The 14,275-nt window shown below is 72.8% G+C and carries 8 protein-coding genes; all 8 read left to right on the top strand.

The genetic code is table 11. The features are described 5' to 3' along the window. Window positions 1-152 precede the first annotated feature (152 nt). Window positions 153-965, top strand: a complete 813-nt coding sequence (gene trpC / locus Cch01nite_RS08965; protein ID WP_203751592.1) for an indole-3-glycerol phosphate synthase TrpC — start codon at window positions 153-155, stop codon at window positions 963-965. Between the two features lie 32 nt (window positions 966-997). Beyond that, window positions 998-2,266: a tryptophan synthase subunit beta gene (gene trpB, locus Cch01nite_RS08970; protein WP_203752167.1), complete on the top strand. Its 1,269-nt coding sequence runs from the start codon at window positions 998-1,000 to the stop codon at window positions 2,264-2,266. Further along, on the top strand, window positions 2,263-3,102 hold the full coding sequence (gene trpA, locus Cch01nite_RS08975) for a tryptophan synthase subunit alpha (RefSeq protein ID WP_203751594.1): 840 nt from the start codon (window positions 2,263-2,265) through the stop codon (window positions 3,100-3,102). The genes trpB and trpA overlap by 4 nt, the downstream gene beginning before the upstream one ends. Continuing rightward, window positions 3,099-3,977 (top strand): prolipoprotein diacylglyceryl transferase, encoded by an 879-nt coding sequence (lgt, locus tag Cch01nite_RS08980; protein ID WP_203751595.1) that lies wholly within the window; start codon window positions 3,099-3,101, stop codon window positions 3,975-3,977. Before trpA ends, lgt begins: the two co-directional genes overlap by 4 nt. A gap of 156 nt (window positions 3,978-4,133) precedes the next feature. After that, window positions 4,134-8,705, top strand: a complete 4,572-nt coding sequence (gltB, locus tag Cch01nite_RS08985) for a glutamate synthase large subunit (RefSeq protein ID WP_203751598.1) — start codon at window positions 4,134-4,136, stop codon at window positions 8,703-8,705. After that, on the top strand, window positions 8,698-10,158 hold the full coding sequence (locus tag Cch01nite_RS08990; protein ID WP_203751601.1) for a glutamate synthase subunit beta: 1,461 nt from the start codon (window positions 8,698-8,700) through the stop codon (window positions 10,156-10,158). Before gltB ends, Cch01nite_RS08990 begins: the two co-directional genes overlap by 8 nt. A gap of 99 nt (window positions 10,159-10,257) precedes the next feature. Beyond that, window positions 10,258-11,694 (top strand): pyruvate kinase, encoded by a 1,437-nt coding sequence (gene pyk, locus Cch01nite_RS08995; RefSeq protein ID WP_203751604.1) that lies wholly within the window; start codon window positions 10,258-10,260, stop codon window positions 11,692-11,694. 171 nt (window positions 11,695-11,865) lie between these two features. Continuing rightward, window positions 11,866-14,250 carry a P-loop NTPase fold protein gene (locus Cch01nite_RS09000; protein WP_203751607.1) on the top strand — a complete coding sequence of 795 codons (2,385 nt, stop codon included), beginning with the start codon at window positions 11,866-11,868 and terminating at the stop codon, window positions 14,248-14,250. The last annotated feature ends 25 nt before the right edge of the window (window positions 14,251-14,275 follow it).

Raw genomic sequence — 14,275 nt, forward strand, 5'->3', positions numbered from 1 at the left:
TCGTCCGGATCCGGTCTGTCCCGGCCGTCGCGGTCCCACGGACCGGTGTGTGGTCGGGGTCACCCCCGGACGCCTCTACGATGGCCTGCGGAGACTCCGTCGCCACCGAGGGCAGCGGGACGGCTCCGCACCGGGGAAGGGGTGAGGCTTCGATGACCGTGCTGGACGACATCGTCGCAGGCGTCAGGGAGGACCTTGCCGTCCGAGAGGCGGCGACGCCGCTGGCGCTCGTCAAGGAGCTCGCGGCCAAGCGGCCGTCGGCGCTCGACGCGGTGGCGCGCCTGCGCGTCGAGGACGCGGTCACGGTGATCGCCGAGGTCAAGCGCTCGAGCCCGAGCAAGGGCTCGCTGGCGGCGATCAAGGACCCGGCCGCGCTCGCCGTGGAGTACGAGAAGGGCGGCGCGGCGGTCATCTCGGTGCTCACCGAGGAGCGCCGGTTCAAGGGCTCGCTCGCGGACCTCGACGCCGTGCGGGCGAAGGTCGACATCCCCGTGCTGCGCAAGGACTTCGTGGTCACGCCGTACCAGGTGTGGGAGGCGCGCGCGCACGGCGCCGACGTGGTGCTGCTCATCGTCGCGGCGCTGGAGCAGACCGTGCTCGAGTCGCTCGTGGAGCGGGTCCACTCGCTCGGCATGACGGCGCTCGTCGAGGTGCACGACACCGAGGAGGTCGCACGGGCGGTGGACGCCGGTGCGCGCGTGATCGGTGTCAACGCGCGGAACCTCAAGTCGCTCGAGGTGGACCGGACCACGTTCTCGCGGGTCGCACCGTCCATCCCGTCGCACATCGTGAAGATCGCGGAGTCGGGCGTGCGCGGCCCGCACGACGTCGTGGACTACGCGCGCGCCGGTGCCGACGCGGTGCTCGTCGGCGAGGCGCTCGTCACGGACGACGCTCCTCGCAACTCGGTCGCCGACCTGGTGGCCGCGGGTGCGCACCCGTCGCTGCGGGCGGTGCGCCGGTGAGCGGACGGCCCGACGTCCCCGGCATCCGGGACATCCGTTCCGGCGGCGGTCCGCTCGCGGCCCACCTCGGCCCGTACTTCGGTGACTTCGGCGGCCGTTTCGTCCCCGAGGCGCTGATCGCCGCGCTGGACGAGATCGACACCGAGTACCACAAGGCGCTCACCGACCCGGCGTTCGGCAAGGAGCTCGCCCGGCTCCACCGCACCTACACGGGCCGGCCGAGCCCGCTGACCGAGGTGCCGCGGTTCGCGCGCCACGTCGGCGAGGGCGTGCGGGTGTTCCTCAAGCGTGAGGACCTCAACCACACCGGCTCGCACAAGATCAACAACGTGCTGGGCCAGGCGCTGCTCGTGAAGCGCATGGGCAAGACCCGCCTCATCGCGGAGACGGGCGCCGGCCAGCACGGCGTCGCGACGGCCACCGCCGCGGCGCTCATGGACCTCGAGTGCACCGTGTACATGGGCGAGGAGGACACCCGCCGTCAGGCGCTGAACGTCGCCCGGATGGAGCTGCTCGGCGCCACGGTCGTGCCGGTCACGATCGGCACCCGCACCCTCAAGGACGCGATCAACGAGGCGCTGCGCGACTGGGTCGCGAACGTCGAGACGACGCACTACCTGCTCGGCACCGTCACGGGCCCGCACCCGTTCCCCGAGATGGTCCGCGACTTCCACCGGGTCATCGGCGAGGAGGCCCGCGCGCAGCTCCTCGAGGAGATCGGCCGCCTGCCCGACGCCGTCGCGGCGTGCGTCGGCGGCGGGTCGAACGCGATGGGCATCTTCAACGCGTTCCTCGACGACCCCGACGTCCGCCTGTTCGGGTTCGAGGCCGGGGGAGAGGGCATCGAGTCCGGCCGGCACTCCGCGCGGTTCCGCGGCGGTGCGCCGGGCGTGCTGCACGGCGCGAAGTCGTACCTGCTCCAGGACGAGGACGGGCAGACGCTGCCGAGCCACTCGGTGTCGGCGGGGCTCGACTACCCGAGCGTCGGGCCCGAGCACGCCTGGCTGCACGACATCGGCCGCGCGGACTACCGGCCGGTGACGGACGTCGAGGCGATGGAGGCGTTCCGCCTGCTGTGCCGCACCGAGGGGATCATCCCCGCGATCGAGTCGGCGCACGCGCTCGCCGGTGCGATCCAGATCGGCCGCGAGGCGTCGGCGTGGCGCGAGGACGGTCAGGAGCCCGTGCTGCTGGTGAACCTGTCGGGTCGCGGCGACAAGGACGTGGCGACCGCCGCCGCGTGGTTCGGCCTGATCGAGGACGAGCCGGTCGTGCTGGCCGACGAGGGGGAGCAGCTGTGAGCGTGGTCGTACGGTCGCAGGTCGGCGAGCGGCTGGACGCGCTGAGGGCGGCCGAGGGGCGCGCCGCGCTCATCGGGTACCTGCCGGTCGGGTACCCGACCGTGGGCGGGTCGGTCGAGGCGGTCCGGACCATGATCGACGCGGGCGTCGACATCGTGGAGCTCGGGGTCCCGTACACCGACCCGGTGATGGACGGCCCCGTGATCCAGCGGGCCGCCGACGCCGCGCTCGTCGGGGGCGCCCGCGTGCGGGACACGATCGACGCCGTCGAGAAGGTCGCCGGTCGCGGTGCACCGATCCTCGTCATGACGTACTGGAACCTCGTCCTGCGCTACGGCGTCGACGCGTTCGCGCGCGACCTGGCCGCCGCGGGCGGCGCGGGGCTCATCACGCCGGACCTCATCCCGGACGAGGCCGCGGAGTGGATGGCCGCGTCGGACGCGCACGGTCTCGACCGGGTGTTCCTCGTCGCGCCGAGCTCGACCCCGGAGCGCCTCGCGTCGACCGCGGCGGCCTCGCGGGGCTTCGTCTACGCGGCGTCGACGATGGGTGTCACGGGCGAGCGTGCGACCGTGGGCCCGCGCGCCGAGGAGCTCGTGACGCGCACCCGGGCCGCGGGTGCGGAGCACGTGTGCGTGGGGCTCGGCGTCTCCCGCCCGGAGCAGGCGGCCCAGGTCGGCGCGTACGCGGACGGTGTCATCGTGGGTTCGGCGCTCGTCCGGACGCTGCTCGACGCGCAGGACGCGGGCACGCCCGCCGCCGGTCTCGACGCGCTCGCCCGGCTGACGGCCGACCTCGCCGCCGGCGTGGCCTCGTCCGCCGGGGTCGCCCGGTGAGGGCGCTCGCCACCTCGATCCCCAGCCCGTCCCAGGGCGTCTGGCACCTCGGGCCCTTCCCGGTCCGGGCGTACGCGTTCGCGATCCTCCTCGGCATCGTCGTCGCGCTCTGGATGACCCGGCGACGGTGGGTGGAGCGTGGCGGCGATGCCGACACGGTGCTCGAGATCTCGTTCTGGGCGGTGCCCTTCGGCATCCTCGGCGGCCGGATCTACCACGTCATCACGTCGCCGGACGCGTACTTCGGTGCGGGCGGTGAACCGTTGCGGGCGTTCGCGATCTGGGAGGGCGGCCTCGGGATCTGGGGGGCCGTCGCGCTCGGTGCGGTCGGCGCGTGGATCGGGTGCCGCCGCAACGGTGTGCGGCTCGCCCCGTTCGCCGACGCGCTCGCGCCGGGCCTGCTCGTCGCGCAGGCGATCGGCCGGCTCGGCAACTGGTTCAACCAGGAGCTGTTCGGCGGCCCGACGAGCCTGCCGTGGGGCCTGCAGATCGACGACGCCCACCTGCCCCCGGGCTACGAGCCCGGCACCCTGTTCCACCCGACGTTCCTGTACGAGATCGTGTGGAACCTCGCGGGCGCGGCCCTGCTGATCTGGCTGGACCGGCGCTACCGCCTCGGGCACGGCCGCGTCTTCTGGCTCTACGTCGTCGTCTACACGACCGGACGCCTCTGGATCGAGCTGCTCCGGATCGACACGGCGCACCACATCCTCGGGCTCCGCCTCAACGTCTGGACGTCGATCATCGTGGGCCTCGGCGCGCTGGTAGCGTTCGTGGTGGTCGGGCGCCGGCATCCTGGGCGCGACACGACCCTCCTGCGAGAACCCCCTAACGCGCAGGACGACGAGGAGAGCACGTCGGAGCCCGCTCGCTGACCGCGAGCGACCGAACGAGCCGCCTCATCACGAGCGGCGATGCGGCCACGGATCAGTCCGGGTTGTATCGTCGCCCACACGTCTGGGCCGACGACGTCCCGCGTTCCCCATGTTCGTGCTAATCCCCGCCCCCGGGGACCCGTGAGGACGGTGCTGATGTCGACGTCGCCCGTGAGCCCCGACGCACCCGCGTCGGCCGCCCCGGTGAGGCAGGGTCTCTACGACCCGTCCACCGAGCACGACGCGTGCGGTTTCGCGTTCGTCGCCACGCTCCGTGGTACCCCCGGTCGCGACATCGTCGACGCCGGGCTGACCGCGCTGCTCAACCTCGACCACCGCGGTGCGGTCGGCGCCGAGGAGGACAGCGGCGACGGCGCCGGCATCCTCACGCAGATCCCGGACGCGTTCCTGCGCGACGTCGTCGACGCGGACCTGCCCCCGGCGGGCTTCTACGCGATCGGCATGGCGTTCCTGCCGGTCGACGAGACCGAGCAGCGCACGGTCGTCGCGGCGATCGAGTCGGTCGCGGCCGAGGAGAAGCTCGACGTGCTGGCGTGGCGCGACGTCACGGTCACGGCCGACCTCGTCGGGCCGACGGCGCGCGCCTCGATGCCAGTGTTCCGCCAGCTCGTCGTCGCGGACCCCTCGCGGGAGCTGTCCGGCATCGAGCTCGACCGGCGGGCGTACCGGTTGCGCAAGCGGACCGAGCGCGAGCTCGGCGTGTACTTCGCGTCGCTGTCGTCGCGGACCATCGCGTACAAGGGCATGCTCACCACCGGGCAGCTCGAGCCGTTCTTCGCCGACCTGTCGGACCCGCGCTACGCGAGCGAGATCGCCCTCGTGCACTCGCGCTTCTCGACGAACACGTTCCCGTCGTGGCCGCTCGCGCAGCCGTTCCGGATGGTCGCGCACAACGGCGAGATCAACACGGTCCGCGGCAACCGGAACTGGATGGCGGCCCGCGAGGGCACGCTCGCCAGCGAGGCGCTCGGCGACCTGGCCCCGCTGCTGCCCGTCTGTACGCCCGGCGGCTCTGACTCGGGCAGCTTCGACGAGGTCCTCGAGCTGCTGCACCTGTCGGGCCGCTCGCTGCCGCACGCGGTCATGATGATGATCCCGGAGGCGTGGGAGAACCACGCCCAGATGGACCCCGCGCGCCGCTCGTTCTACGAGTACCACTCGACGCTGATGGAGCCGTGGGACGGCCCGGCGGCGATGACGTTCACGGACGGCACGCTCGTGGGCTCGGTGCAGGACCGCAACGGCCTGCGTCCCGGGCGGTTCTGGGTCACCGAGGACGGCCTCGTGGTCTGCGCCTCGGAGGCCGGCGTGCTCGACATCGACCCCGCGACGGTCGTCGCGAAGGGTCGCCTCGAGCCCGGTCGCATGTTCCTCGTCGACACCGGCAAGGGCCGGATCGTCGAGGACCAGGAGATCAAGGCGCAGCTCGCCGCCCAGCGGCCGTACGCGGAGTGGGTGCGCGACAACTCGGTGTTCCTCGAGCAGCTGCCGGACCGCGAGCACGTGGCGCACTCCGCCGCGTCGGTGCGCCGCCGGCAGCGCGCGTTCGGGTACACCGAGGAGGAGCTGAAGATCCTGCTCAGCCCGATGGCCGCCAACGGCGCGGAGCCGCTCGGTGCCATGGGCTCGGACACGCCCGTCGCGGTGCTGTCGAGCCGCCCGCGGCTGCTGTTCGACTACTTCACGCAGATGTTCGCGCAGGTCACGAACCCGCCGCTCGACGCGATCCGCGAGGAGCTCGTCACCGCGATCGGCGGAGCCATCGGCCCGGAGCCGAACCTGCTCGAGGACGGCCCGGGGCACGCCCGCAAGCTGATCCTGCCGTTCCCGGTCATCGACAACGACCAGCTCGCGAAGATCGTGCACGTCCAGAAGGAGCCGGCGCTCGGCTTCCGCGCGACCACGATCCGCGGCCTGTACCGCGCCGAGGGCGGCGGCGAGGCGCTCGAGCAGCGCCTCGAGGAGATCTTCGCGGAGGTCGACGCGGCCGTCGCGGACGGCGTGAGCTTCCTCGTGCTGTCGGACCGGAACTCGGACGCCGACCTCGCGCCGATCCCGTCGCTGCTGCTGCTGTCCGCGGTGCACCACCACACGCTGCGTCGGCACACCCGCACGCAGATCTCGCTCGTCGTCGAGGCCGGCGACGTCCGCGAGGTGCACCACGTCGCGCTCCTGATCGGCTACGGCGCGGCCGCGGTGAACCCGTACCTCGCCATGGAGACGGTCGAGGACCTCGCGCGCAACGGCTACCTCGGGGCCGTCGGCCCGCAGAAGGCGGTCGCGAACCTCATCAAGGCGCTCGGCAAGGGCGTCCTCAAGGTCATGTCGAAGATGGGCATCTCGACGATCGCGTCGTACCGCGGCGCGCAGGTGTTCGAGGCGATCGGACTGTCGCACGCGCTCGTCGACCGGTACTTCACCGGCACGACGAGCCGGCTCGGCGGCATCGGTCTCGACGTCATCGCGGCCGAGGTCGCGGCCCGGCACGCCGACGCGTACCCGGCGAGCGGCAACCGGCTCGCGCACCAGCGGCTGGCCGTCGGCGGCGAGTACCAGTGGCGTCGCGACGGCGAGGACCACCTGTTCGACCCCGAGACGGTGTTCCGGCTGCAGCACTCCACCCGGACGCGGCAGATGGACATCTTCCGCCAGTACACGAGCCGGGTCGACGACCAGGCGTCGCGGCTCATGACGCTGCGCGGTCTGCTCTCCTTCAAGGACGGCGTGCGCGAGCCCGTCGCGCTCGACGAGGTCGAGCCCGTCAGCGAGATCGTCAAGCGGTTCAACACGGGCGCCATGTCGTACGGCTCGATCTCGGCCGAGGCGCACGAGACGCTCGCCGTCGCGATGAACAGCATCGGCGCGAAGTCGAACACCGGTGAGGGCGGCGAGGACCCGGAGCGTCTGCACGACCCGGTGCGCCGCTCGGCGATCAAGCAGATCGCGTCCGGCCGGTTCGGCGTGACGAGCGAGTACCTGACGAACGCGGACGACATCCAGATCAAGCTCGCCCAGGGCGCCAAGCCCGGCGAGGGTGGTCAGCTCCCCGGTCACAAGGTGTACCCGTGGGTCGCGAAGACCCGGCACTCGACGCCCGGTGTCGGCCTGATCTCGCCGCCGCCGCACCACGACATCTACTCGATCGAGGACCTGGCGCAGCTGATCCACGACGCCAAGAACGCCAACCCGCGGGCCCGGATCCACACCAAGCTCGTCAGCGAGTTCGGGGTCGGGACGATCGCCGCGGGCGTCGCGAAGGCGCACTCGGACGTCGTGCTCATCTCGGGCCACGACGGCGGCACGGGTGCGAGCCCGCTGACGTCGCTCAAGCACGCGGGCACGCCGTGGGAGATCGGCCTGGCCGAGACCCAGCAGACGCTCGTGCTGAACAACCTGCGCGACCGCGTCGTGGTGCAGGTGGACGGCCAGCTCAAGACCGGCCGCGACGTCGTCATCGGCGCGCTGCTCGGTGCCGAGGAGTTCGGCTTCGCGACCGCGCCGCTGGTCGTCTCGGGCTGCATCATGATGCGCGTCTGCCACCTCGACACGTGCCCCGTGGGCGTCGCGACGCAGAACCCCGAGCTGCGGGCCCGGTTCACCGGCAAGCCCGAGTTCGTCGTCACGTTCATGGAGTTCATCGCGCAGGAGGTCCGTGAGCTGCTCGCGCAGCTCGGCTTCCGCAGCGTCGAGGAGGCCGTGGGCCACGTCGAGCTGCTGGACACCCGCGCGGCGATCGACCACTGGAAGGCCGAGGGCCTCGACCTCGGGCCGGTGCTCGCGGTGCCGGAGCCCGTCCCCGGCTCGGCGCTGTTCCACACGCAGGACCAGGACCACGGTCTGCACCGGGCGCTCGACAACCAGCTCATCGCGCTGGCCGAGGACGCGCTCGAGCGCAGCGAGCCCGTGCGCATCGCGCTGCCGGTCCGCAACGTCAACCGCACCGTCGGCACGATGCTCGGCCACGAGGTCACCAAGCGGTTCGGCGGCGCGGGCCTGCCCGATGACACGATCGACGTCACGCTCACCGGCTCGGCCGGGCAGTCGTTCGGCGCGTTCGTGCCGCGCGGCCTGACCCTGCGGCTCTTCGGCGACGCGAACGACTACGTCGGCAAGGGCCTCTCGGGCGGTCGCATCGTGATCCGCCCGGACCGCAACGCCGTGCTGCAGAGCGAGATCAACGTGGTCGCGGGCAACGTCATCGGCTACGGCGCGACCACCGGGCAGATCTTCCTGCGCGGCCTGGTCGGCGAGCGGTTCGGGGTGCGCAACTCCGGCGCGACGCTCGTCGTCGAGGGCGTGGGCGACCACGGCTGCGAGTACATGACCGGCGGCACCGTGCTCGTGCTCGGCCCGACCGGGCGCAACTTCGGTGCCGGCATGTCGGGTGGCACGGCGTACGTGCTCGACCTGGTGCCCGCGCTCGTCAACCTCGAGGCGGTCCGCACCGGCGAGCTGGCCCTCGACCCCCTCGACGACGAGGACGCCGCGCACGTCGAGCAGCTCCTGCGCACGCACCTCGAGGAGACGGGCTCGCCCGTCGCCGCACAGCTGCTCGACGACTTCGCAGCGACCCGGGCGCGGTTCACGCGACTCCTTCCGACCGAGTACGCCCGCGTCCGTCGTGCGCTCGCCCAGGCCGAGGCCGACGGCCTCGACCCGGCGGCGCCCGGCGTGTGGGACCAGATCCTGGAGGTGGCCCGTGGCTGACCCCCGCGGCTTCCTGAAGGTCCGCGAGCGCGAGCTTCCGGCCAACCGTCCCGTCGAGGTGCGTCTGCGCGACTGGAAGGACGTGCACGCCCACCTGGAGGAGGGCCAGCCGTTCCTCAAGGAGCAGGCGGGCCGCTGCATGGACTGCGGCATCCCGTTCTGCCACAACGGCTGCCCGCTCGGGAACCTCATCCCGGACTGGAACGACCTGGTGTGGCGCGGGCAGTGGTCGGACGCGATCGACCGACTGCACGCGACGAACAACTTCCCGGAGTTCACCGGTCGGATCTGCCCCGCGCCGTGCGAGTCCAGCTGCGTGCTGGGCATCAACCAGCCGGCGGTGACGATCAAGAACATCGAGGTCTCGATCATCGACGAGGCCTACGAGCGCGGCTTCGTCACCCCGCAGGTGCCGCAGCGGCTCACCGGGCACACGGTCGCGGTCGTCGGCTCGGGTCCCGCGGGGCTCGCGGCCGCCCAGCAGCTCACGCGCGCGGGCCACACCGTCGCCGTGTACGAGCGTGACGACGCCATCGGCGGCCTCATGCGGTACGGCGTGCCCGACTTCAAGCTCGAGAAGGTCCACATCGACCGCCGGCTGGCGCAGATGGAGGCCGAGGGCACCCGGTTCCGCCCGGGCGTCGAGATCGGCCGCGACGTCACGTGGGCGCAGCTGCAGGCTCGCTACGACGCGATCGTCATCGCCACCGGGGCGACGGTCCCGCGCGAGCTGCGGGTGCCCGGCAAGGAGCTCGGCGGCGTGCACGTCGCCATGGAGTTCCTCCACCAGGCCAACGGGGTCGCGGCCGGTAGGACGGTCGAGAACCAGATCAGCGCGGCCGGCAAGCACGTCGTCATCATCGGCGGCGGCGACACCGGCTCGGACTGCCTGGGCACCGCGCTGCGTCAGGGGGCGGCGTCCGTCACCACCCTCGCGATCGGCAAGCGCCCGCCGGAGGAGCGCCCCGCGCACCAGCCGTGGCCGACGGACCCGATCCTGTTCGAGGTCTCCTCGTCGCACGAGGAGGGTGGCGCGCGCGACTACCTCGCGTCGACCGTCGAGTTCCTCGGCGACGGGAAGGTCGAGCGCCTGCGTCTGGCGACCACGGAGTACCTCTCGGACGGCCGGCGGGTGCCGACCCCCGGCACCGAGCGGGAGATCCCGGCGGACCTCGTGCTCGTCGCGATGGGCTTCACCGGCCCGGAGACGGACCCGCTCACCGAGCAGCTCGGCGTCGAGCTGACCGAGCGTGGTCTGGTCACGCGCGGCGACGACTTCGCGACGACGGTCCCCGGCGTGTTCGTCGCCGGTGACGCCGGCCGCGGCCAGTCGCTCATCGTCTGGGCGATCGCCGAAGGTCGAGCCGCGGCCGCCGCCGTCGACACCTACCTCTCGGGAAGCACGGAGCTGCCCGCCCCGGTCACAGCGTCGACCGTGGCGATGCGCCCCTGAGACCACCCCTCGACCTCGTCGCCCTACCGGCCGCCCCTGGGGGTCGGCCGGGACGTTTGGTCTGATCACGAAAAACCAGGAAGGCATAGGCTCGTCCCCATGCGTAGAGCAAAGATCGTCTGCACCATCGGCCCCGCCACGGAGTCCGCCGAACAGCTCCAGGCCCTCGTGGACGCCGGGATGGACGTGGCCCGGATCAACCGGAGCCACGGTGACACCGAGGCGCACAAGAAGGTGTACGACAACGTCCGGGCGGCCGCGAAGGCCTCCGGGCGTTCCGTTGCCGTCCTCGTGGACCTCCAGGGCCCGAAGATCCGCCTCGGGCGGTTCATCGAGGGCAAGCACGACCTCGCCGTCGGTGACGTGTTCACCATCACGACCGACGAGGTCGAGGGCACCAAGGAGCGCGTCGGGACGACGTTCAAGGGCCTGCCGGGCGACGTGAAGCCGGGCGACCCGATCCTCATCGACGACGGCAAGGTGCTCGTCCGCGTCACCGCCGTCGAGGGCAACGACGTCGTCACGCGCGTCGAGGTCCCGGGCCCCGTGTCGAACAACAAGGGCCTCAACCTGCCGGGCGTCGCTGTGTCGATCCCCGCGATGAGCGACAAGGACGAGGCGGACCTGCGCTGGGCCCTCCAGATCGGCGCCGACATCATCGCGCTGTCGTTCGTCCGCAACGCGGCCGACTACGACGACGTGCGCCGGATCATGGAGGAGGAGGGCCGGGTCGTCCCGGTCATCGCCAAGATCGAGAAGCCGCAGGCCGTCGACAACCTTGCGGAGATCGTCGCCCGGTTCGACGGCATCATGGTCGCCCGCGGCGACCTCGGCGTGGAGCTGCCCCTCGAGCAGGTCCCGCTCGTGCAGAAGCGTGCCGTCGAGCTGGCCCGCCGCAACGCGAAGCCCGTCATCGTCGCCACCCAGGTGCTCGAGTCGATGACGACGAACCCGCGCCCGACGCGCGCCGAGACGTCCGACTGCGCCAACGCGGTGCTCGACGGCGCGGACGCGGTGATGCTCTCGGGCGAGACGAGCGTCGGCGACTACCCGATCGAGACGGTCCGCACGATGGCCCGGATCATCGAGGCCACCGAGGAGCTCGGCCGCGAGCGCATCGCGCCCCTCGGCTCGACGCCGCACACCCGTGGTGGTGCGATCACGCGGGCCGCGGCCGAGATCGGCGAGGCGCTCGGGGTCAAGTACCTGGTGACGTTCACGCAGTCCGGCGACTCGGCGCGTCGCATGTCGCGTCTGCGTTCGGCGATCCCGCTGCTCGCGTTCACGCCGGTCGACTCGGTGCGCAACGTGCTGTCGCTCAGCTGGGGCGTGAACACCTACCAGGTGCCGTCCGTCGACAACACGGACCAGATGGTCAACCAGGTGGACGCCACGCTCCGCGCGAACGGGCTCGCCGAGATCGGCGACTACGTGGTGGTCGTCGCCGGCACGCCCGTCGGCGTCGTGGGCTCGACGAACTCGATCGTCGTCCACAAGATCGGCGACGAGGAGAACCCGGGCGGCCGCGTCGCCTGACGCTCCGCTCGCACGACGTGACGGGCCCCGGGGAGATCCTCCCCGGGGCCCGTCGGCGTCTCGGCGGGGTCACCAGGGCCCGGTCCGGCGCACCGTCGGCGACCTCGGGTGCTCGTGCCCGGGAGCGAGCACACTGGTCGCGTCCGGTATCGGCGGCGGCCGGGGGAGACGGTGGCGAAGAAGTCCACGCAGCAGCCTGTCGTCCATCTCGTCACGGGTGACGTCCTGGACCAGCGGGGCGAGATGCTCGTGATCCCGACGTCGGGGCGCGGCCCGGTCGGCGACCCGTGGGCCACCTACCTGGGCTCGATCCGGGCAGTGCCGCCCACGGGGGTCCTCCGGGTCGGTCAGGTGGTGCACCAGGAGGCGCCCACGGGGTCGACCTTCCGGCACCTCGTGTACGCGGTCATCATCGAGTCGCCGTCCGGGTCCGCGGATGCCGCGGTGATCGAGGGGATCGCCGGGTCGATCGGGAAGCTCGCCGGTGGCGTCGGGGTGCGGTCGGTCGTGTCGCCGCTCCTCGGGACAGCTGTCGGTGGTCCGACCGACGACATCGCGCTGTCGGCGATGCGGGCGGGGTTCCGCCGGACCGCGTCGCCCGACGCGGAGCTCATCGTGGCGGTCCATGACCCGGAGCGGTCCGACGCCCTGCTCGCCGTCCCGGGCACGGGCGAGGGCGACGGGCCGGGGGTGGGGCGCGACGACCCCGCCGGGGCCGACGACGCCGCCGAGACCGGCGTCGGCGCCGGATCCGGGTCGATATCGATCGTGCGCCCGGGCCACGGCACGGCGCCGGTCGCAGGAGAGCCGGCCGCGAGCGGGACGGACGGGAGCGCGGCGAACCCGCCGGACGAGGACGGGGCGAGCGGTGCGCCGCGGGAGCTGCCGACCGACGCGTCGCCTGCACAGCCCGTGCCGCCGGCACCGCACGCGCCGCCAGGACCGCACGCGCCGCCTTCACAGCCCGCGCCGCCGGTGTCCGCGGCCGGCCGGACGCGGCTCGTGCACGACCAGCCGGCGGGGGACGACGAGCTGGGGCGGATGAGCCTCGCGGTCGAGGTCGCGTCGCTCGTGCGGGAGATGGGCAGGTCCCACGACCGGCCGGAGGCCTTCGCGATCCATCTCGACGCCCCGTGGGGCGCGGGGAAGAGCACCCTGGTCGGTTTCATCGGCCGGGCGCTGGCGGAGGAAGGGCCGGACGGGGACCCGGCGTGGACCGTCGTCTCGCTGGACGCCTGGCGGGAGTCGCAGCTGTCCCCGGCGTGGTGGGCCATCCTCGGTCACCTCCGACGAGGGGTCGCGGAGTCGCTGGACGGGCGGGCGCGGGTGGGGTTCGCGCTGCGGCGGACGTGGCGGTCGGTCCGCCGGCTCTGGCGCATCTGGGTGCCGCCGGCGCTCGTGCTCGTCGTGCTCGCGGTCCTCGCCCGGTACACGGACGTCGCGGGTCTCGTCCCGGTCGTCACGGCGCTGGTCGCCGTCGTGGTCGCGGTCGGAGGGCTCGGGAGCCGGTTCCTGTCGCTCGGGTCGCTGCAGGGCGCCCGTGTCCACCAGCTCCTCAACGACAACCCCATGGAGGAGGTCGTCGACCAGATCTGGGCCATCCGCCGCGCGTCGCCCCGGCCGGTCCTGCTGGTGCTGGACGACCTCGACCGGTGCAACGAGCGGTTCACGGTCGAGCTGCTCGACGCCGTCCAGACGCTGCTGCGTTCCGGGCCGGAGGGCGGCGACGGGCGGCCGGACCGTTCGCGACCGCCCGCGCTGATCGTGCTCGCCGTCGGTGACGGCCGGTGGTTGCGTGCGGCGTACGAGAACGCGTACGCGGTGTTCTCCGACTCGGTGAGCGAACCGGGGCGGCCTCTCGGGCACCTGTTCCTCGACAAGCTGTTCCAGCTGCGGGTCGAGCTGCCGCGCCTGGACCGGTCCCAGGTGTCGCGCTACCTGTCGCACCTCCTCGACGTCCCGCAGGCCACGGGACCGGTCGACGCGGGTGCCCTGGAGGAGAGGATCCGGGCCGCGCCGTCCGACACGGCGGGTGCGCACTCGCTCGACGAGCGCATGTCGACGCTCCTGAGCGAGGCGCAGGGTCTCGGTGACGCGGAGCGGCAGCGGCTCGCGGCCGTCGCCCTCGAGGCGCGGCGCACCGACCCCGCCCGTGAGGCGCGGCAGCGCCACCTCCTCGAGGAGTACGCGGACCTCCTGGAGCCGAACCCGCGCGCCACCAAGCGGTTCCTCATGGCGTACAACGTGGGGTTCGCGGCGCGCCTGACGGAGCTCGAGCCGCTCGACCCGCGCACGCTCGCGCTGTGGACGGTGGTCGCGACCCGCTGGCCGGCGCTGGCCGAGTGGGTCCGCGACGAGCTGCCGCACGGAGACCTGCGCCCCGTCGACGTCCCCGGGCACCCGAGCCTGCTGCTGCGGGAGCCGCAGGTGCAGGACGTCGTGACGTCCGCGCTCGGTGGGCCGCTCGACCGTGACGCGGTCCTGCGGTGCTGCGGCCACCTCGTCCTGCGTGAGACCGACCCGTCCTCGTCCCACGTGGACGGCGCACGGCGGTGACGCGGACGTCGGACGCGGACGGGGC

It is taken from the genome of Cellulomonas chitinilytica (assembly GCF_016862675.1).
GTDB lineage: Bacteria > Actinomycetota > Actinomycetes > Actinomycetales > Cellulomonadaceae > Cellulomonas > Cellulomonas chitinilytica.